Source organism: Mycobacterium bohemicum DSM 44277, from assembly GCF_001053185.1.
In the GTDB taxonomy this organism is placed as follows: Bacteria; Actinomycetota; Actinomycetes; order Mycobacteriales; family Mycobacteriaceae; genus Mycobacterium; species Mycobacterium bohemicum.
Genome location: NZ_CSTD01000004.1, coordinates 437,735 through 457,111, shown reverse-complemented (window position 1 = coordinate 457,111; position 19,377 = coordinate 437,735). Strand labels below are relative to the sequence as shown.

Sequence of the window (19,377 nt, the reverse complement as noted above, 5' to 3'; positions counted from 1 at the left end):
CGTCGCGCGGCCCCGGGCGCCGACAACCGGTAGCCTCTGAAGGTTGTGGAGGCCAGCGACCGGTCGAGCCGGGTGCGCGTCGCCGTCGTCTTCGGTGGCCGCAGCAACGAGCACGCCATCTCGTGCGTGTCCGCCGGCGGCATCCTGCGCAATCTCGACCCGGAGCGCTTCGAGGTGATCGCGGTGGGCATCACGCCCGGGGGTTCGTGGGTGCTCACCGACGGCGACCCGGACGCGCTGGCGATCACCGACCGGCGGTTGCCCGAGGTGTCCGCCGCGTCGGGGACCGAGCTCGCCCTGCCCGCCGATCCCGGGCGAAGCGGCCAGCTGGTGTCGTTGCGGCACGGTGCCGGCGAGGTCCTGGCGTCGGTCGACGTGGTGTTCCCGGTCCTGCACGGCCCCTACGGCGAGGACGGAACGGTCCAGGGGTTGCTGGAGCTCGCCGGCGTGCCCTACGTCGGTGCGGGTGTGCTGGCCAGCGCCGCCGGCATGGACAAGGAGTTCACCAAGAAGCTGCTGGCCGCCGAGGGGCTGCCGGTCGGCTCGCACGTGGTGCTGCGGCCGTCGCAGTCGACGCTGCAACCCGAGCAGCGCGAGCGCCTGGGGCTGCCGGTGTTCGTCAAACCGGCGCGCGGCGGCTCGTCGATCGGCGTCAGCCGGGTCGCGGGCTGGGACGAGCTGCCGGCCGCGATCGCCACCGCGCGCCGCCACGATCCGAAGGTCATCGTCGAGGCGGCGATCCCGGGTCGCGAACTGGAATGCGGTGTGCTCGAAATGCCCGACGGCACAATCGAAGCCAGCACCGTCGGCGAGATCCGGGTGGCCGGCGTGCGCGGGCGCGAGGATGCGTTCTACGACTTTGCGACCAAATACCTCGACGACGCCGCCGAATTGGACGTGCCCGCCAAGGTCGACGACGACATCGCGGACGCCGTGCGGCAATTGGCGATCCGGGCGTTCAAGGCCATCGATTGCCAGGGCCTGGCCCGGGTCGACTTCTTCCTCACCGACGAGGGGCCGGTGATCAACGAGGTCAACACCATGCCCGGGTTCACGAAGATCTCGATGTATCCGAGGATGTGGGCCGCCAGCGGCATGGACTACCCCACACTGCTGGCGACCATGGTCGAGACGGCGCTGGCCCGCGGCGTCGGGCTTCGTTGACGAGCCGCCTATTTGGGGGCTGCCGGTTGGATCGGGACCGCGGGAAGGACACGGCCGATCACCTCGGAGAGTTGCTGGATCGGCGTGGGCCCGGATTCGGCCGGGAGTGTGAGCGCCACGTATACCGACCGGTCCACGGCGCACCAGGTGGATCCGCCCGCGTTCCCGGGGCGCCTGACCGCGGCTGAGGTCTTGAACCATTGCACGCCGTCGACGACCTCGAGTGGGGACCCGACGACGAAGTCGGCCGGGCGGTCGAGTCCGCAGCGCAGCACCACCGGATTGCTACCGGGCACGGCCCGCCAGGCGCTCGCGCCCGAGGGCGCAGGTTGCGCGAGGGCCACTCGCTGAAAGTCACCGAGCCGCTGTGGCAAAGCCGCGCCCAGGGATTGGCACGCGGGGCTCTCGGCTTGCGGTGCGTCGACGGCCGCGACGGTCACATCGCGCGGCGGCGTGCTTCGGCTCGCCAGCGTCAGCACAACCCCGATCACCGCGACGGCCAGCGTGAGCGCGGCGAGGATCGCCCAACGCGACGGCCCGCCGGCATCGGAGCCCGGACCGGGATCGGTGGTCACGGCCCTCGCACCTCCTGTCTGCGCCCGGTGCGCTCGCCCGGCAGGCACCCAACTTACCGTGGGGGCGCGACCGTAGTGTGGCCTCACACAACCGGACCCGCGCAGGAGGTGGCGTGAACGACGACGCACCGGGGCAGCGCCCGACGCTGCGGCGGCTCGGCGAGTTCGCCGTCATCGACCGGCTAGTGCGCGGCCGGCGGCAACCCGACGCGGTGCTGCTCGGGCCCGGCGACGATGGCGCCGTGGTCTCCGCCGCGGACGGCCGCGTCGTGGTCTCGACCGACATGTTGGTGCAGGACCGGCATTTTCGCCTGGATTGGTCGACGCCGCACGACGTGGGTCGCAAGGCGATCGCCCAGAATGCCGCCGACATCGAGGCGATGGGCGCGCGGCCCACCGCCTTCGTGGTCGCCTTCGGGGCGCCCGGTGACACGCCGGCCGATCTGGTGGAGTCCCTGGTCGACGGGATGTGGGACGAGGCGGCCCGCGTCGGTGCCGGCATCGCCGGCGGGGATCTCGTCAGCAGCCCGCACTGGGTGATCTCGGTGACGGTGCTCGGCGACGCGGGCGGCCGTGCACCCGTGTTGCGCTCGGGCGCCAAACCCGGCTCGGTTCTCGCCGTCGCGGGCGAGTTGGGCGCCTCGGCGGCCGGTTATTCGTTGTGGCGCAACGGCATTGAGGGCTTCGACGAGTTGCGGCGCAGTCACCTGGTGCCTCGGCCGCCCTATGGCCAGGGCGCGGCGGCCGCGGCGGCCGGCGCCGAAGCCATGATCGACGTCTCCGACGGTTTGGTGGCCGACCTGCGGCACGTCGCCGAGGCCTCCGGCGTGGGCGTGGATTTATCCACCGCGGCGCTGGCCGCCGACCGCGAAGCGCTGGCCGGCGCCGCCGCGGCGGCCGCCGCGGACCCCCTGGCGTGGGTGCTGGGCGGTGGCGAAGATCACGCGCTGGTCGCCTGTTTCGGCGGTCCGGTGCCGGCCGGGTGGCGCGTCATCGGGCGGGTGATCGAGGGGCCGGCCCGCGTGCTCGTCGACGGCGACGCGTTCAGCGGCTACGCCGGGTGGCAGTCCTATGACGAGCTAGGGTGACGCGGTGACCGCGCGCCCGTTGAATGAACTCGTCGAGCAGGGCTGGGCGGCGGCGCTGCAGCCGGTGGCCGGCCAGGTAACTCAGATGGGGCAATTCCTGCGCGAGGAGATCGCCGCCGGGCGCCGATACCTGCCGGCCGGCCCGAACGTGCTGCGCGCCTTCACCTTCCCCTTCGACGCCGTCCGGGTCCTCATCGTTGGCCAGGATCCCTATCCGACCCCCGGACACGCTGTGGGGTTGAGCTTTTCGGTGGCGCCCGAGGTGCGCCCGCTGCCGCGCAGCCTGGCCAACATCTTCGAGGAGTACACCGCCGACCTCGGTCATCCCCAGCCGGCATGCGGCGATTTGACGCCGTGGGCGCAGCGCGGTGTCATGCTGCTCAACAGGGTGCTCACGGTTCGCCCCGGCAATCCGGCGTCGCATCGCGGCAAGGGCTGGGAAGCGGTGACGGAGTGCGCCATCCGGGCGCTGGCCGCGCGGTCGCAACCGATGGTCGCGATCCTGTGGGGTCGCGACGCGTCCACGCTCAAACCGATGCTGGCCGAGGGAAACTGCGTCGCGATCGAGTCGCCGCATCCTTCGCCGCTGTCGGCATCGCGCGGGTTCTTCGGTTCGCGGCCGTTCAGCCGCGCCAACGCGTTGCTGGCGGACATGGGCGCCGACCCGATCGACTGGCGGCTGCCCTGAGCAGGCGACTAGCCGCGGACGACCTTGCCGGCTTTGATGCAGGACGTGCAGACGTTGAGGCGCTGCTTGTTGCCGCCGGGGCGGGTCGCGGCGCGCACGGTCTGGACGTTGGGGTCCCACCGTCGGCTGGTGCGCCGGTGGGAGTGGGACACCGACTTGCCGAAGCCGGGGCCTTTCCCGCAGATGTCGCACACAGCGGCCATGGTTCAAACTCCTCAAGAAATCGGGGGTCCGGCAACTCGCACGTCGGAAGCCGGGACGGCCCGGGGGACCGGGCCCAACCAGGATACCGACTGTCCTGATAACCGCCAAAACCGTCACCGGCGCTGTCGGCCCCGCTCGGTAGGCTCAGCGGGCCGGATGGCCGCGCAGGCGACCGTCGAACACAGACACTGGGCACAGCCGCCGCGCATGTCACCGGGCTACGCTGGCGCCCATCGGATGCCGGCCGGCCGGCGCAGAGGAGGTGGGCACACTGGGCACGTCAGAGGCTCCGGCGGACCGCCTCCTGGACGCCGTCACCCTGCGGGATTGGGCGCACACCGCCGTCAGCGACCTGATCACCCACATCGACGAGATCAACCGGCTCAATGTCTTCCCGGTCGCCGATTCCGACACCGGCGCCAACATGCTGTTCACCATGCGGTCGGCGTTGGCCGAGGCGAACGCGGGGGCCAACGCCGACGGCGGCGGTTGCGTGGCCAAGACGGCGGCGGCCCTGTCGACCGGTGCGTTGAACGGCGCCCGCGGCAACTCCGGCGTCATCCTTTCCCAGATACTGCGCGGCATCGCCGACGTGACCGCGACTGCGGCCGCCGCCCGAGGCGGCGAACTGCAGCACATGGACGCCGCCACGCTGGGGGCGGGCCTGCGGCGCGGGGTCGAGCTGGTCATCTCGTCGATGGGGGGTCAGGAAGTTCCGGGGACCATCGTGTCGGTGCTGCGCGCCGCGGCCGACGCCATTGAGTCCACTGCGGAGTGCTCCGACGAAGGACTGGCCGCGGCGGTGACCGCCGCCGGTGACGCGGCCGTGATCGCGCTGGAAAAGACCCCCGAGCAGCTGGACGTGCTGGCCGACGCCGGCGCGGTCGACGCGGGCGGCCGGGGCCTGTTGGTCCTGCTCGACGCGCTGCGGTCCACCGTCGCCGGGCCGGCGCCGGCGCGGACGGTGTACCAGCTGTCGCCGCGGGTGCCCCAACCGCAGGCGCCCGCCGCGCGGCCCGCGCCGCAGTTCGAGGTGATGTACCGGCTCGACGGTTGCGATCCGGCGGCCGCCGACGCGCTGCGGGACCGGCTCGGGGAGCTGGGCGATTCGGTCGCCATCGCGGCCGCCGCCGCCTCGCCGACCGACGGCACCTATTCGGTGCACGTCCACACCGACGACGCCGGCGCCGCCGTCGAGGCGGGGCTGGCCGCCGGGCGGACCAGCCGGATCGTGATCTCGGTCCTGGACTCGGGCATCGCGGGGATGCCGGCGGGTGGCTGGACGCGGGAGCGGGCGGTGCTCGCGGTGGTCGACGGCGACGGCGCAGCCGAGCTGTTCGCCGGCGAGGGCGCGAACGTGCTGCGACCGGATCCCGACACCGACATCAGCGCGCACCAGCTGATGCGGGCCGTGGTCGACACCGGTGCGGCACAGGTCATGGTGTTGCCGAACGGCTACGTGGCCGCCGAGGAGCTGGTGGCCGGCTGCACCGCGGCCATCGGCTGGGGCATCGACGTGGTGCCGATACCGACCGGGTCGATGGTGCAGGGGCTGGCCGCGCTGGCCGTGCACGAAAGGGGCCGGCCGGCCGTCGACGACGGCTACACCATGGCCCGCGCCGCGGGCGCCGCGCGGCACGGGTCGGTGCGCATCGCGACCGAAAGCGCGCTGACGTGGGCGGGTCGCTGCCAGCCGGGTGACGGACTGGGTATCGCGGGCGACGAGGTGCTGATCGTGGCCCGCGACGCGGTCGGGGCGGCGATCGGCCTGCTCGATCTTCTGCTGGCCTCCGGCGGCGACCTGGTGACGGTGCTGGTGGGCGCGGGCTCCGTCGGCGAGGACGCGCTCAACGGCATCCTGGAACGGCACATGCACGACCACCACCCGGGCACCGAGTTGGTGACGTACCGAACCGGGCACCGCGGCGACGCCCTGCTGATCGGGGTCGAGTAGCCGTGGCGACGCTGTCCGACCGCCTGGACTACGTCGTCGGCGGCAAAGTCGTGCCACTGTTGGCCGAGGTCTTCGGCATTCACACCGTCAACGACCTGCTGCGCCACTACCCCCGCAGCTACACCGAGGGCGCCAGCCGCTGGGGCGCCGACGGTGACGGTGAGGAGCGGCCGCCGGCCGGTGAGCACATCACCATCGTCGACACGATCGCCGCCACGGAGACGTTCCCGATGAGGAACAAGCCGGGCAAGGTGTGTCTCCGCATCACTCTCGGCTCGGGACGCGGGAGGGTGACCGCCACGTTCTTCAACGCGAACTACATCAAGAAGGACCTCACCAAGGGCACCAAGGTGATGCTCTCCGGAGAGGTCGGGTTCTTCAGGGACGTCATGCAGCTGACGCACCCCGCATTCCTCATCGTCGACTCGCCGGACGGGAAGAACCGCGGCACGGCGTCGCTGCGGAGCATCGCCGACGCCTCCCGCGCCAGCAGCGGCGAAGAGCTTGCGGATGCCTACCAACGCCACTTCTTTCCGATCTATCCGGCCAGCGCCAAGCTGCAGAGCTGGACCATCTTCACCACGGTGCGCCAGGTCCTCGACGTCCTCGATCCGGTGCCAGACCCGCTGCCCGCCGACCTGCGCGCGGATCTCGGCCTGATCTCCGAGGACGAGGCGCTGCGCGCGATCCACGTCTCCGAGGACGAGAGCGAACGCCGGCGGGCCCGCGAGCGACTGACGTTCGACGAGGCCGTCGGCCTGCAATGGGCGCTGCTGGCCCGCCGGCATGGCGAACTGTCCGAATCGGGCCCGCCGGCGCCGCCCCGGCCCGACGGACTGGCGGCGAACCTACTGGGGCGCTTGCCCTTTGAATTGACCAAGGGCCAGCGCGACGTGCTCGACGTGCTGACCGGTGCGCTCGCGGCAACCCAGCCGATGAACCGACTGCTGCAGGGCGAGGTGGGTTCCGGCAAGACGATCGTCGCCGTGCTCGCGATGCTGCAGATGGTCGACGCGGGCTACCAGTGCGCCCTGCTCGCCCCGACCGAAGTCCTTGCCTCCCAACATCTTCTGTCGATCCGCGACGTGCTAGGGCCCCTCGCGATGGCTGGGCAGCTGGGCGGCGCCGACAGCGACGACGGGGTGGCCACCCGGGTGGCGCTGCTGACCGGCTCGATGACGGCCGCGCAGAAGAAGCAGGTGCGCGCCGAGATCGCCGGCGGCCAGGTCGGCATCGTCATCGGCACGCACGCCCTGCTGCAGGACGCGGTCGAATTCGACAACCTCGGCATGGTGATCGTCGACGAACAACACCGCTTCGGCGTCGAGCAGCGAGACCAGTTGCGCGCCAAGGCTCGTCCGGGAATCACGCCCCATCTGTTGGTGATGACGGCGACTCCGATACCGCGCACCGTCGCCCTGACCGTCTACGGCGACCTGGAAACCCTGACGCTGCGCGAACTTCCGCGTGGCCGGCAACCGATCACCACCAACGTCATCTTCGTCGCCGACAAACCCGCGTGGCTGGAGCGCGCGTGGCGGCGCATCATCGAAGAGGTGTCCGGCGGCCGCCAGGCCTACGTGGTGGCGCCGCGCATCGATGAGTCCGACGACGCCGAACAGCAGCCGGGCGTTCGCCCGTCGGCCACCGCCGAGGGCCTGTTCGCCCGGTTGCGGTCCGGGGAACTCGCCGACCTGCGGCTCGGACTGATGCACGGCGGGCTGCCCTCCGACCAGAAGGAGGCCGCCATGGCGGCCTTCCGCGCGGGCGACCTCGATGTGCTCGTGTGCACGACGGTCATCGAGGTCGGCGTCGACGTCCCCAACGCCACGGTGATGCTGGTGATGGACGCGGACCGCTTCGGGATCAGCCAGTTGCATCAGCTGCGCGGGCGCATCGGCCGCGGCGAGCACCCGAGCCTGTGCCTGCTGGCCAGCTGGGTTCCCCCGGGATCGCGGGCGGGAGCGCGGCTGCGCGCCGTCGCCGGCACGCTGGACGGCTTTGCGCTCGCCGACCTGGACCTCAAGGAACGGCGCGAGGGAGATGTGTTGGGACGCAACCAGTCCGGCCGTGCGATCAATCTGCGCCTGCTGTCTTTGGCCGACCACGTCGACGTTATCGAGGCCGCCCGCGCGTTCTGCGTCGACGCCTACGACCGGGACCCGCAGGATCCCGGGTTGGCGCTGCTGGCAGCGCAGTTCACCGACACCGACCGCATCGAATACCTGGACAAGGCGTGACCCGCAGACAGCTCTGGTGGTTGACCGCCGCCGCGATCGTCGCGGTGCTGGTCGCCTACCAGGCGCTGGGATCGTCGGCGGCCAGGCACGCCGCCGAATACGCCGCCCGCGCCGACGTTCCGACGGTGCAGCCGGGCACCGACGTGCTGGCCGGCATCGCCGTGCTGCCGCTGCGGGCCCACCGGTACGACTACCTGCGGGCGGCGTTCGGCGAGGCCTGGACGGACGACAACGATGCCCCCCTGGGGCACAACGGGTGTGACACCCGCGACGACATCCTCAACCGCGACCTCGTCGACAAGACCTATGTGTCGGTCAAGCGCTGCCCCGATGCGGTGGCCACCGGCACACTGCACGACCCGTACACCAACAAGACCATCGCCTTCCAGCGCGGACCCAAGGTGGGCGAGGCCGTACAGATCGACCACATCGTCCCGCTGTCCTACGCGTGGGACATGGGCGCCTACGGCTGGCCGGAGCCCGAGCGGGTGCGTTTCGCCAACGACCCGGCGAATCTGCTGGCCGTCGACGGGCAGGCCAACCAGGACAAGGGCGACTCGCCGCCCGCCCAGTGGATGCCGCCCAACGGCGCGTTCGCCTGCCAGTACGCCATGCAGTTCATCGCCGTGCTGCGTGGCTACGCACTGCCGGTGGACCAGCCGTCGGTCGGCGTGCTGCGTCAGGCCGCCGCCACCTGTCCGGCCGGATAGCCGGGGCTACTCCCCGCTGTAGGTGTTGGGATCGGGGCGCAACCGGGTGCCGTCGTTCAGCCCGTCGATCGCGTCCATGTGCTCGGAGGCCAATTCGAAGTCGAAAATGTCCAGGTTGCCGGCGATGTGTTCGGGCTCGGTCGAGCGGAAGATCACCGAGTTGCCCAGTTGAACGTTCCACCGCAGCAACACCTGCGCGGGGGTCTTGCCGTATTCGTTCGCGATCGCGGTCACCGTCGCGTTGTCCATCAACTTGCCCAGGACCAGCGGCGTGTAAGCCTGCGTGACGACGTTGTGCTGCGTGTCGGCCTTGCGCAGCTCGGCCTGGTTGAGCAGCGGGTGCAGCTCGACCTGGTTGACCGCCGGCGTGACGAAGGTGAGGTCGATGACCGTCGAGAGTTGCTCCTCGGTGAAGTTGGACACGCCTATCGAACGGGCTTGCCCCTCGCCGCGCGACTGGATCAAACCGCCGAAGGAGTCCACATAGGTGCCGAGCGCCGGCGCGGGCCAGTGGATCAGGTACAGGTCCACGTAGTCCAGGCCCAGCCGCTCGAGGCTCTCCACGCAGGCCTCCTGCGACCTGATGAACCCCTGGTCGGCGATGTCGAGCTTGGTGGTGACGAACAGCTCCGCCCGCGGAATCCCGGAGGCGGCGATCGCCCGCCCGACGCCGGCCTCGTTTCCGTAGGCCTTCGCGGTATCGATGAGCCGGCAGCCCATCTCCAGGGCCGCCGCCACGGCGCGCTCCGCCTCGTCGTCCGACAAATCCGCAACGCCCAGGCCGAGCACGGGCATCGTGTTTTCATCATTGAGAGCTATGGACGGAACGACAACGCCCGACTCGCCAGTCAACGCCATTCACCTGCCTTATGAAATTGAAGTCGTGGATTCGGACCAAGCCGCGCTCCGGTCGTCGATCGATGGGATCGACGCCATTTCGGTGTGGCTGAGTCCGAAATCGAACACGTCGAAGCTACTCGCAATCTGTGCGGGGGTCACCGACTTGGGGATCACGATATTACCGAGTTCGATACGGCATCTGACATCGGTGGCCGGGACCGGCGGGCAGGGCGGTCCGATCGGCGGGCCGTTGTCACCACGTACAGTTAGTCGGCGACTCACCGAAATTGAGAATTGCCCGCACCGTCTTCGTTTTGTCGCGGTTGGACGCGGGGATGTCCGTGGGTGAAACCGATTGCCGTCGTCGCGCGCGCCGCAGTTACTTTCGAGGGGGCCCCATGACCAGCACTTCGCAGGGCGAGGCCGGTCTCCGGCGCGGAGTCAAGCCCGCGCCGATGCGCCTCACCTCACGCCTGCGCGGCTCCGTCGCGAGCGCCGGGCTGAAGGTCATCCCGTGGATCCCCGGCCCGGCCAAGCGGGCGCTGTTCGGCGGCCGCGCGGTCGTCATCGACGGCAACACGCTGGATCCCACGCTGCAACTGATGCTGTCGGGTTCGCGGGCGGTCGGCATCGATGGCCTCGTCGTCGACGACGACCCGGTCGCGTCCCGGGAGCAGGTGCGCCGAACCTGCCTGGCGATGCCGGGTCCGCAAATCCACGTCGACGTCGAGGACATCTCTTTACCCGGGCCGGGGGGCGAGCTCCGGGCCCGGCATTACCGCCCGCCGCAGGGCGGCCGCGCGCCCCTGCTGGTGTTCTTCCACGGCGGCGGCTGGGTGGTCGGCGACCTGGACACCCACGACGCGTTCTGCCGGCTGACGTGTCGCGACGCCGGCATCGGCGTGTTGTCGGTCGACTACCGGCTCGCCCCCGAGCATCCGGCCCCGGCCGCCGTCGAGGACGCCTACGCGGCGTTCACCTGGGCCTACGAGCACGCCGCCGAGCTCGGGGCGGCTCCCGGACGAGTGGCCGTGGGCGGGGACAGTGCGGGCGGCAACCTGGCCACCGTGGTGTGCCATCTGGCGCGCGACGCGGGCGGCCCGGCCCCGGTGCTGCAATGGCTGATCTACCCCCGGACCGACTTCACCGCGCAGACGCGGTCGCTGAGCCTGTTCGCCCGCGGCTTCATGCTCACCAAGCGCGACATGGATTTTTTCGAGGCCCAGTACCTGCGCCGCTCCGACGTGGACCGGACCGACCCGCGAGTGTCGCCGCTGCTGGCCGAGTCGCTGTCCGGGCTGCCGCCCGCCCTGATCGCCGTGGCCGGGTTCGACCCGCTGCGCGACGAGGGGGAGAGCTATGCGTTGGCGCTGCGCGCCGCCGACGTAGCGGTGGACCTGCGGTGCCTGGGCTCGCTGTGCCATACCTTCATCAACGCGTTCCAGCTCGGTGGCGGCAGCGCCGAGGGGACCGGCGAGCTGATCTCGGCTCTGCGGGCCCACCTGAGCCGGGTCTGAATCGCGCATCCCGGGCCGCCGGTAATCTGAAGGCCCCCGTCCGACACCGTCCGACCACCGGACATGCCCGATACCGAAGGATCAGCGACCAGTGGCCGACAAACCGAAACGTCCCCCGCGATTCGACCTCAAGTCCGGCGAGCGCAGGTCCGGCCGGCTGATCCAGATCGGCGGCACGGCGCTCATCGTGATCTTCGCGGTCGCGCTCGTCTTCTACATCGTGACCTCCCACCACAAGAAGGGCGCCGCCACCGGCCCCGGCGACGCCATCCGGGTGACCTCGAGCAAGCTGGTCACCCAGCCCGGGACCAGCAACCCCAAGGCCGTCGTCGCCTTCTACGAGGACTTCCTGTGCCCGGCCTGCGGCAACTTCGAGCGCACGTTCGGCCCGACGGTGTCCAACCTCATCGACGCCGGCGCCATCGCGGCCGACTACTCCATGGTGTCGATCCTGGACAGCCCCAGAAACCAGAACTACTCGTCGCGGGCCGGCGCGGCCGCCCTGTGCGTCGCCGATGAGTCCGTCGACGCGTTCCGCCGTTTCCACGCCGCGCTCTACAGCAAGGGCATCCAGCCCGACGAGCGCGCCAGCAGCTTCCCCGACAACGCCCGGCTCATCGAGCTCGCGCGGGAGGCCGGCGTCGTGGGCACGGTCCCCGACTGCATCAACAGCGGCAAGTACCTGTCCAAGGTGACCGCCGAGGCCGGGGTGGCGGGCATCAACGCGACCCCGACCATCAAGATCAACGGGGCCGACTACGAGCCGTCGACACCCGATGCGCTGGTCGCCAAGATCAAAGAGATCGTCGGCGACGTCCCGGGGATCGACACCGCCGTCGCGCCACCGGCGACGTGACGACCTCGGTGTCCGCCCAACCGGTCGCCGACCGCGACCTGGACTCTCCGGCCCCCGGGCGCGTGGCCGCGCCCAGCGCGTGGTGGGTGCTGATCGCCGGTGCGGCCGGGTTGCTGGCCTCGATGACCCTGACCTACGAGAAGATCGAGATCCTGCTCAACCCGTCCTACGTGCCGTCGTGCAATTTCAATCCCATACTCGCGTGCGGATCGGTGATGATCACGCCGCAGGCATCGGTGCTGGGCTTCCCGAATCCCTTGGTCGGCATCGTGGCCTTCACCGTCGTGACCGTCACGGGCGTGCTGGCGGTGGCGAAAGTTCACTTGCCGCAATGGTATTGGAGCTGCCTGGCGGTCGGCATCCTGGTCGGCGCGGTGTTCGTGCACTGGCTGATCTTCCAAAGCCTGTACCGAATCGGGGCGTTGTGCCCGTACTGCATGGTGGTGTGGGCGCTGACGATCTCGCTGCTGGTGGTCGTGGGGTCCATCGCGTTGCGCCCGGGGCTCGAGCGTCGGGAACCCGGTGTGGCGCTGGCGGTCTACCGGTGGCGGTGGTCGATCGCGGTGCTGTGGTTCACCGCGGTCGCCCTGCTGATCATGGTGCGGTTCTGGGACTACTGGTCGACGCTGCTGTAGGTGGTCCCGGATGACGCGCATCATCGGCGGCGTCGCGGGCGGCAGGCGCATCGCCGTCCCGCCCCGGGGCACCAGGCCCACGACCGACCGGGTGCGCGAGTCGATTTTCAACATCGTTTCCGCGCGGCGCGACCTGGACGGGCTGGCGGTGCTGGACCTCTACGCCGGTTCCGGCGCACTGGGATTGGAGGCACTGTCCCGCGGGGCCGCGTCCGCGGTGTTCGTCGAGTCCGACGCGCGCGCGGCGGCCGTCATCGCGGACAACATCAAGGCCCTCGGGCTGGCGGGTGGGGCGTTGCGCCGCGGCGCGGTGGCGAGCGTGCTGGCGGCGGGAGCCGAGGCCGCGGTGGACCTGGTCTTCGCCGACCCGCCCTATGACGTGGACGCCGGCGAGGTCGAGGCCACCCTCGCCGCGCTGACCGATGGGGGTTGGGTGCGCGAGGGGACCATCGCGGTGGTCGAGCGCGCAGCCAACGGCGCGCCGTTGAACTGGCCGGCGGGCTGGTCCGTGTGGCCCGGGCGGGTGTACGGCGACACCCGTCTGGAGTTGGCCCAGCGGCTCTGACCAGGCGTGTACCGTCATTCGTCATGGGCGCGCCTCCTCATCCCCCCGCTTCGCATCGTCGCCGGCGCGCGCCATGAGCGGCGCGGTGTGCCCCGGATCGTTCGACCCAGTCACGCTGGGTCACATCGACGTCTTCGAGCGCGCCTCGGCCCAATTCGACGAGGTGGTGGTGGCGATCCTGACCAACCCCGCCAAGCGCGGCATGTTCGATCTCGACGAGCGGATCGCGATGATCACCGAGTCGACGACGCACCTGCCGAACCTGCGGGTGGAGTCCGGACAAGGCCTGGTGGTCGACTTCGTGCGGGCGCGTGGGATGACCGCGATCGTCAAGGGGCTGCGCACCGGCACGGATTTCGAATACGAGCTGCAGATGGCGCAGATGAACAAGCACATCGCCGGCGTCGACACCTTCTTTGTCGCGACCGCGCCGCGCTATTCGTTCGTGTCCTCGTCGCTGGCCAAGGAGGTCGCGACGCTGGGCGGTGACGTGTCCGAGCTGCTGCCCGAGCCGGTCAATCGGCGGTTGCGCGAGAAGCTGTCCGGCGCCCGCTGAGCAGCGGACGCGGACCTTGCTGCGCCCCAACCGCTTTCTGCTGCCTCACCCGCAGTGGTCGCGGTGCCCGGTTGCCGGTTCGGGCGAGCCGCCCATCATGCGCAGCATCGGCATTCCTCCCGAGGTGACGAAGCGGGCGATCAGCGCGGCCGCGATCACCAGGAAGGCGATGTTGAGCCAGGTGGTGTAGTTCCACGTGATGCCCGCCTGCATGACCGTGGAGTTACGTTGGGCCGGAATGAGATTCGCCGCGCCGAACAGCAACTCGACCAGGTAACCCGCGGCTACCATGGCGGCGTAGAAGGTGCCCAGCAGGGTCAGCATCATCCTGGTGCCGTAGTACTTGCGATAGATGTTCAAGATCGGCAGGATCAGCAGGTCCGCGTAGATGAACGCGATGACGCCGCCGAAGCTGATACCCCCGTTCCACAGCACCGCTGCCAGCGGCACGTTGCCGATCGAGCAGACGAAGGACAGGATCGCCACGACGGGGCCGACGATCGGTCCCCACAGCGCCGACAGGCCGGGGTGATCGGCCAAAAAGAAGGCCTGCCAGAACTTTCCGGGCACCCATGCGGCGATGGCTCCCGCGATCAACAGGCCCAGAACCAGGTCGCGCAGAATGGCCAACCACTCCATCACGAAGACGTGCGACACCGACGTGAAGCCCTGCGGTGAAAACAGCCGCTGCGCGAACGAGCCGTCGCCCTGAATCGACATGTCCATGGCGGCGTGGCCTTCCATGGACCCCGCGACGCCCTTCTCGGCCTGCTCGCGGGCCGCGTCGATCAGCCGGGAGCGCACGAACAGCCGGAACAGGACGGCCAGCACCACGATCATCAGTGGGCCGCCGACGAATTCGGCTGCGGTGAATTGCCATCCCATGAGCAGGGCGAGGATGATGCCGAGTTCCACGACCAGGTTGGTGGATCCGATCTCGAACGCCATGGCTGCCATGAAGTTGGCGCCCTTGCGAAACAACGAGCGGGCCAAGGCCACCGCGGCGTACGAGCACGACGACGACGCGGCCCCCAGCCCGGCGGCCACGGCCAGGGTCCGCGGCCGGTCGTCACCCAGCAGGGCGACGACGGTCGAGCGACGCACCACGGCCTGAACCACCGCCGAGAGCCCAAACCCGAGGATCAGCGCCCACAGGATTTCCCACGTCATCGACCCGGCCAACGCCAACGCGTGGCCCACCGCCGCCAGCACCGTCATCGACGCCCTCCACCTCCGGTCAATTGTTCAAGGCCGGGGCCGCGCCCAGCACGCTCCCCTGTATACCCCTATGGGGTATAAGTGTCAATCGGTCTCACGAGCCAATACGTAGCATCTGGGTCGCCATATAAAGCGTCATTTCGGCACATAATTGCAGATAGAGTGCCTAATTGCGCAGATCGTCCCTCGGTTAGATGTTGCAGTGCTACGTAATGCTCTGATTAAATACGTAGCAGTATTGGTGGATCCGCCGGGAGGGGTGGCGCGATGTCCTACGACCTGACCGTCTACGCGGCGGGCGGCCTGCAGGTGGAGCGGTTGAGGGAGGTCGTCGAGTCCCTCCCCGGGCTCTCGGTCGGCGACAGCGGCGCCGGCGGCATGACCGTCGTGCACTGCAAGCGGGAACGGCATGCCTTCACCGTCTTCGGCCCGCGGGCGATCGACGCGGCGCACGTTCCGGACGTGGTCTCGCGCCTTCCCGAGCCGGCCACCCGTTGGCACGTCACCGTCGAGGGCGGCGACCACGAGGTGCGGCCCGCCCGGCGGTTCGCCAAGGCGCTGGCGCTCGCCGCCGATGGCGTGGTGGTCGACGAACAGACCGACGACGTCATCGGCCCCGCGAAGATCCGCAAGGCCCCGCACCGGCGGGCCGAGCCCGTGCGGGTGCTGGACCTCCGGTGGTATTCCTCGGCGTCGGCGCCCGATGCGCCGTCGTCGTGGATCCAGACCGCCAAAAGCTTTCTGCCCGAGGCGCTTCCGCGACGCTTCGGCAACGCGTATCCGCTTCCCTACCGCCTGGACCGCGACGGGGAAGAGCGGTTCATCTCCACCTACTGCGATGTGGCGTGGTTCGACGGGGCCTACCCGTGCCTGGACGGTGGGCTGTACCCCAACGAGTGGGACGGCATCGTGGTCGACAGGCTCAAGATGCTGGCCGGGCCGTTGGACGAAGCCGGGTGGCGCGACAGGGTACGGCGCTTCTTCGTCGAATACGCGCGCGCCCGCGGCAGCGTGCTGGCCACCGGCGAGGTGCTGCGTAACCACCCGCTCGGGGGCGCCGCCTGCCACGGCCGCGACCTGAGCGGGTCGCTGCGCGGCGCCGACGGAATACTGGGACTGCCCGCCCAGCCCGTCTGGTGGACCTGGGTCGGCGAGGACTACCTGCCGCTGGTCGTCAGCTTCCTGCCGGCCGCGCACACGACGTTCTACGACGAGGGAGCCCTGTACGCCCCTGCCGAGGATCCCGCCGATCGCGGTCAACTCGCCTCGCTTCCCGATCCGTTCCCGAAGTGGCTGCGAGCCGTGGCCGTGCCCTCGGAATGCGGGCCGCGGAACGCTCCGGCGGCGATCCGTCCGATCATCGGCCTGGCCTGAGCCACGCCGTCGCGCCCCGTCGGATCCCGCCGGCAACGCCGCGCGGCGCCGCCGGACGCGGCGACGCCTATCGTTTTCCTCATGACATGCAGGGCGTTGGCGGCCGACAGGGTGCGTGAGGGCCGCTCCGGGCAAATACCCGACACACCGGTCCCGCCACCGCTGCCACAGCTGCAACACCAGGCACACTGGTAACAACAGGATTTTTGGGCAAGACGCCAGGAGGTTTTGGCCGTGTACCGAGTCTTTGAAGCGCTGGACGAATTGGGCGCCATCGTCGAAGAAGCCCGTGGCGTGCCGATGACGGCCGGCTGCGTGGTGCCCCGCGGCGACGTCCTGGAATTGATCGATGACATCAAGGACGCGATCCCCGGCGAACTGGACGACGCCCAGGACGTGCTCGACGCGCGGGACACGATGCTGCATGACGCCAAGGCCCACGCGGATTCGATGGTGTCCTCGGCGACCACCGAGTCCGAATCCATGCTCAATCACGCCCGCGCGGAGGCCGACCGCATCCTGTCGGACGCGAAATCCCAGGCCGACCGCATGGTGAGCGAGGCGCGCCAGCACAGCGAGCGGATGGTCGGCGAGGCCCGCGAGGAGGCGATCCGCATCGCCACGGCGGCCAAGCGCGAGTACGAGGCCAGCATCAGCCGCGCCCAGGCCGAGGCGGACCGGCTAATCGAGAACGGCAACATCTCCTACGAGAAGGCCGTGCAAGAGGGCATCAAGGAACAGCAGCGCCTGGTCTCGCAGAACGAGGTGGTGCAGGCCGCCCACGCGGAGTCCACGCGCCTGATCGACACGGCCCACGCCGAGGCCGACCGCCTGCGTGGCGAGTGCGACATCTACGTGGACAACAAGCTGGCCGAGTTCGAGGAATTCCTCAACGGCACGCTCCGGTCCGTCGGTCGCGGCCGCCACCAGCTGCGCACGGCGGCGGGCACGCACGACTACGCCACCCGTTAGCGCGCCGGGCCGTCGCGTTCGGCCCTGCGTTGTGCGGCGCGAGCCGTAGGATTTCTGGTATGACGCGGCAGCACAGCAGTACAGCGCAGCGGCATCCGACCTCCCCGATGACCGTGGACATCACGCGGCTCGGCCGGCGTCCCGGGGCGATGGTCACGCTCCGTGACACCGTGCCCAACCCGTCGCGCATCGGGCTGGACATGATCGGAATCGAATCCGGCGCGCCGCTGGAACTGGACCTGCAGATCCAGTCGGTATCCGAAGGCGTGCTGGTCACCGGCACGGTGACGGCTACCACCGTGGGGGAATGCGCCCGCTGCCTGGCCCCGCTCACCGGTCTGGTGGAGGTATCGCTGACCGAACTGTTCGCCTACCCCGACAGCGCAACCGAGGCGACCACCGAGGAAGGGGAGGTCGGACGCGTCGTCGACGACAAGATCGACCTCGAGCAGCCGATCATCGACGCCGTGGGCCTCGAGCTCCCGTTCGCGCCGGTGTGCAGCCCCGACTGCCCGGGCCTGTGCCCCGAGTGTGGGGTTTCGCTCGCCGCCGAGCCCGGGCATCAGCACGCCCGGATCGACCCGCGATGGGCCAAGCTGGCCGGAATGGTCACGCCCGAGCCCGACGCGCCCCGAGGCCGGCTTTGACGTCACGCCAGGCGCTGCTGGACGCCCTCGGGGTCGAGTTGCCCGAGGAGTTGCTCTCGCTGGCGCTGACCCACCGCAGTTATGCGTACGAAAACGGCGGGCTGCCCACCAACGAGCGCCTGGAGTTCCTCGGTGACGCGGTCCTCGGCCTGACGGTCACCGACGAGCTCTACCACCGGCATCCGGACCGCTCCGAAGGGGATCTGGCGAAGCTGCGGGCCAGCGTGGTCAACACCCAGGCGCTCGCCGACGTCGCGCGCAACCTCGCGGACGGGGGGCTCGGCGTGCACCTGTTGCTGGGGCGCGGGGAGTCGAACACCGGGGGCGCCGACAAGTCGAGCATCCTGGCCGACGGCATGGAGTCGTTGCTGGGGGCGATCTATTTGGAGCACGGCATCGACACCGCGCGCGAGGTGATCCTGCGGCTGTTCGGCCCGCTGCTGGACGCCGCGCCGACGCTCGGCGCGGGCCTGGACTGGAAGACCAGCCTGCAGGAGCTGACCGCCGCCCGCGGCATGGGGGCGCCGTCGTACGTGGTGACATCCACCGGGCCCGACCACGACAAAGAATTCACCGCCGTCGTCGTCGTGATGGGCACCGAGTACGGGTCCGGAGTCGGCCGCTCTAAGAAGGAAGCCGAACAGAAGGCCGCGGCGGTCACCTGGAAGGCCATCGAGGTGCTGGACACCGCGGGCCAGACGTCCGTCTAGACCGGATGCCCGAACTTCCCGAAGTCGAGGTCGTGCGCCGCGGCCTGCAGGCCCGCGTCGTGGGTCGGACGATGACCGCGGTCCGCGTGCATCACCCGCGCGCGGTGCGCCGCCACGAGGCCGGGCCCGCCGACCTCACCGCACGGCTGCTGGGGGCCCACATCACCGGCACGGACCGGCGGGGTAAATACCTGTGGCTGTTGCTGGACGGCGACACCGCCCTGGTCGTACACCTCGGCATGAGCGGGCAGATGCTGCTCGGGGCGGTGCCGCGACAAGACCACGTCCGGATCTCGGCGCTGCTCGACGACGGCACGGTTCTGAGCTTCGCCGACCAGCGCACCTTCGGCGGGTGGATGCTGGCCGACCTGGTCGAGGTCGACGGCAGCGTGGTGCCGGTGCCCGTCGCGCACCTGGCGCGCGACCCGCTGGACCCCCGGTTCGACACCGACGCCGTCGTTGACGTGTTGCGGCGCAAGCACTCCGAGCTCAAGCGGCAGCTGCTCGACCAGACCGTCGTCTCGGGGATCGGCAACATCTACGCCGACGAGGCGCTGTGGCGGGCCAAGGTGAACGGCGCGCGGATCGCCGCCACGCTGAGCCGCCGCCGCCTGACCGCCGTCCTGGACGCGGCCGCCGACGTCATGCGCGACGCGCTGGCGCAGGGCGGGACATCCTTCGATTCGCTGTACATCAACGTCAACGGCGAATCCGGATACTTCGACCGGTCGCTGGACGCCTACGGCCGCGAGGGGCAGAGCTGCCGGCGCTGCGGCGCCGTGATGCGCAGGGAGCGGTTCATGAACCGCTCGTCGTTCTACTGCCCGAAATGTCAGCCGCGCCCGCGACTTTGAGTGTGACCCC

Annotated in this window: 20 protein-coding genes and 1 pseudogene; 16 read left to right on the top strand and 5 right to left on the bottom strand. The window is 70.1% G+C overall.

Annotation, left to right across the window (positions count from 1 at the left end; all coding sequences use genetic code 11):
- Nucleotides 1–45 precede the first annotated feature (45 nt).
- A complete protein-coding gene (locus BN971_RS19520; RefSeq protein ID WP_085180731.1) occupies nucleotides 46–1,164 on the top strand; it encodes a D-alanine--D-alanine ligase family protein in 1,119 nt (372 codons plus the stop codon).
- A gap of 8 nt (nucleotides 1,165–1,172) precedes the next feature.
- On the opposite strand, the gene BN971_RS19515 is transcribed toward BN971_RS19520, so the two are convergent.
- Nucleotides 1,173–1,739, bottom strand: coding sequence for a DUF3515 domain-containing protein (locus BN971_RS19515; RefSeq protein WP_085180732.1), 567 nt, complete (start codon nucleotides 1,737–1,739; stop codon nucleotides 1,173–1,175).
- Between the two features lie 113 nt (nucleotides 1,740–1,852).
- Between BN971_RS19515 and BN971_RS19510 the strand changes: the two genes are divergently transcribed.
- Entirely contained in the window at nucleotides 1,853–2,827 is a 975-nt protein-coding gene (locus BN971_RS19510; RefSeq protein WP_085180733.1) for a thiamine-phosphate kinase, read from the top strand.
- Nucleotides 2,828–2,831: 4 nt separating this feature from the next.
- A complete protein-coding gene (locus tag BN971_RS19505) occupies nucleotides 2,832–3,515 on the top strand; it encodes a uracil-DNA glycosylase (protein ID WP_085180734.1) in 684 nt (227 codons plus the stop codon).
- Nucleotides 3,516–3,523: 8 nt separating this feature from the next.
- Here the strand turns inward: BN971_RS19505 and rpmB are convergent, their stop codons facing one another.
- Nucleotides 3,524–3,718 (bottom strand): 50S ribosomal protein L28, encoded by a 195-nt coding sequence (rpmB, locus tag BN971_RS19500; RefSeq protein WP_085180735.1) that lies wholly within the window; start codon nucleotides 3,716–3,718, stop codon nucleotides 3,524–3,526.
- Nucleotides 3,719–3,990: 272 nt separating this feature from the next.
- Here rpmB and BN971_RS19495 point away from each other — a divergent pair, with 272 nt between their 5' ends.
- From BN971_RS19495 to BN971_RS19485, 3 genes are read left to right on the top strand one after another with little or no spacing between them, the layout of a single operon-like run.
- Complete coding sequence (locus tag BN971_RS19495) at nucleotides 3,991–5,673, top strand: DAK2 domain-containing protein (protein ID WP_211279804.1); 1,683 nt, start codon at nucleotides 3,991–3,993, stop codon at nucleotides 5,671–5,673.
- A gap of 2 nt (nucleotides 5,674–5,675) precedes the next feature.
- Nucleotides 5,676–7,913: an ATP-dependent DNA helicase RecG gene (gene recG / locus BN971_RS19490; RefSeq protein ID WP_085180737.1), complete on the top strand. Its 2,238-nt coding sequence runs from the start codon at nucleotides 5,676–5,678 to the stop codon at nucleotides 7,911–7,913.
- Nucleotides 7,910–8,623: an HNH endonuclease family protein gene (locus BN971_RS19485; protein WP_085180738.1), complete on the top strand. Its 714-nt coding sequence runs from the start codon at nucleotides 7,910–7,912 to the stop codon at nucleotides 8,621–8,623. Before recG ends, BN971_RS19485 begins: the two co-directional genes overlap by 4 nt.
- A gap of 6 nt (nucleotides 8,624–8,629) precedes the next feature.
- Here BN971_RS19485 and BN971_RS19480 read toward each other — a convergent pair whose 3' ends face one another.
- Nucleotides 8,630–9,475 carry an aldo/keto reductase gene (locus tag BN971_RS19480; protein WP_090350499.1) on the bottom strand — a complete coding sequence of 282 codons (846 nt, stop codon included), beginning with the start codon at nucleotides 9,473–9,475 and terminating at the stop codon, nucleotides 8,630–8,632.
- Nucleotides 9,472–9,667, bottom strand: a pseudogene (locus BN971_RS26000) (hypothetical protein); the annotation flags it as partial. The pseudogene BN971_RS26000 and the gene BN971_RS19480, both read right to left, overlap by 4 nt.
- Before the next feature lie 194 nt (nucleotides 9,668–9,861).
- Between BN971_RS26000 and BN971_RS19470 the strand changes: the two are divergent.
- The 5 genes from BN971_RS19470 to coaD all read left to right on the top strand — a co-directional run bounded on the left by BN971_RS19470 (nucleotide 9,862) and on the right by coaD (nucleotide 13,592).
- Nucleotides 9,862–10,980 (top strand): alpha/beta hydrolase, encoded by a 1,119-nt coding sequence (locus BN971_RS19470; protein ID WP_085180740.1) that lies wholly within the window; start codon nucleotides 9,862–9,864, stop codon nucleotides 10,978–10,980.
- 91 nt (nucleotides 10,981–11,071) lie between these two features.
- Nucleotides 11,072–11,836 (top strand): DsbA family protein, encoded by a 765-nt coding sequence (locus BN971_RS19465; protein ID WP_085180741.1) that lies wholly within the window; start codon nucleotides 11,072–11,074, stop codon nucleotides 11,834–11,836.
- A gap of 8 nt (nucleotides 11,837–11,844) precedes the next feature.
- The gene (locus BN971_RS19460; RefSeq protein WP_085180868.1) at nucleotides 11,845–12,471 is read left to right on the top strand and encodes a vitamin K epoxide reductase family protein; all 627 of its coding nucleotides are present in this window, start codon (nucleotides 11,845–11,847) and stop codon (nucleotides 12,469–12,471) included.
- 10 nt (nucleotides 12,472–12,481) lie between these two features.
- Entirely contained in the window at nucleotides 12,482–13,036 is a 555-nt protein-coding gene (rsmD, locus tag BN971_RS19455; RefSeq protein ID WP_085180742.1) for a 16S rRNA (guanine(966)-N(2))-methyltransferase RsmD, read from the top strand.
- 73 nt (nucleotides 13,037–13,109) lie between these two features.
- A complete protein-coding gene (gene coaD, locus BN971_RS19450) occupies nucleotides 13,110–13,592 on the top strand; it encodes a pantetheine-phosphate adenylyltransferase (RefSeq protein ID WP_085180743.1) in 483 nt (160 codons plus the stop codon).
- Nucleotides 13,593–13,637: 45 nt separating this feature from the next.
- On the opposite strand, the gene BN971_RS19445 is transcribed toward coaD, so the two are convergent.
- A complete protein-coding gene (locus BN971_RS19445; protein ID WP_085180744.1) occupies nucleotides 13,638–14,810 on the bottom strand; it encodes a permease in 1,173 nt (390 codons plus the stop codon).
- A 267-nt stretch (nucleotides 14,811–15,077) separates the two neighbouring features.
- Between BN971_RS19445 and BN971_RS19440 the strand changes: the two genes are divergently transcribed.
- From BN971_RS19440 to mutM, 5 genes are all read left to right on the top strand, one after another.
- Nucleotides 15,078–16,184, top strand: coding sequence for a hypothetical protein (locus BN971_RS19440; RefSeq protein ID WP_085180745.1), 1,107 nt, complete (start codon nucleotides 15,078–15,080; stop codon nucleotides 16,182–16,184).
- A gap of 234 nt (nucleotides 16,185–16,418) precedes the next feature.
- On the top strand, nucleotides 16,419–17,156 hold the full coding sequence (gene sepIVA, locus BN971_RS19435) for a cell division protein SepIVA (protein WP_085180746.1): 738 nt from the start codon (nucleotides 16,419–16,421) through the stop codon (nucleotides 17,154–17,156).
- 59 nt (nucleotides 17,157–17,215) lie between these two features.
- Entirely contained in the window at nucleotides 17,216–17,803 is a 588-nt protein-coding gene (locus tag BN971_RS19430) for a YceD family protein (RefSeq protein WP_090350461.1), read from the top strand.
- Nucleotides 17,800–18,513, top strand: coding sequence for a ribonuclease III (rnc, locus tag BN971_RS19425; RefSeq protein WP_085180748.1), 714 nt, complete (start codon nucleotides 17,800–17,802; stop codon nucleotides 18,511–18,513). The genes BN971_RS19430 and rnc overlap by 4 nt, the downstream gene beginning before the upstream one ends.
- Before the next feature lie 5 nt (nucleotides 18,514–18,518).
- Entirely contained in the window at nucleotides 18,519–19,367 is an 849-nt protein-coding gene (gene mutM, locus BN971_RS19420; protein WP_085180749.1) for a DNA-formamidopyrimidine glycosylase, read from the top strand.
- The last annotated feature ends 10 nt before the right edge of the window (nucleotides 19,368–19,377 follow it).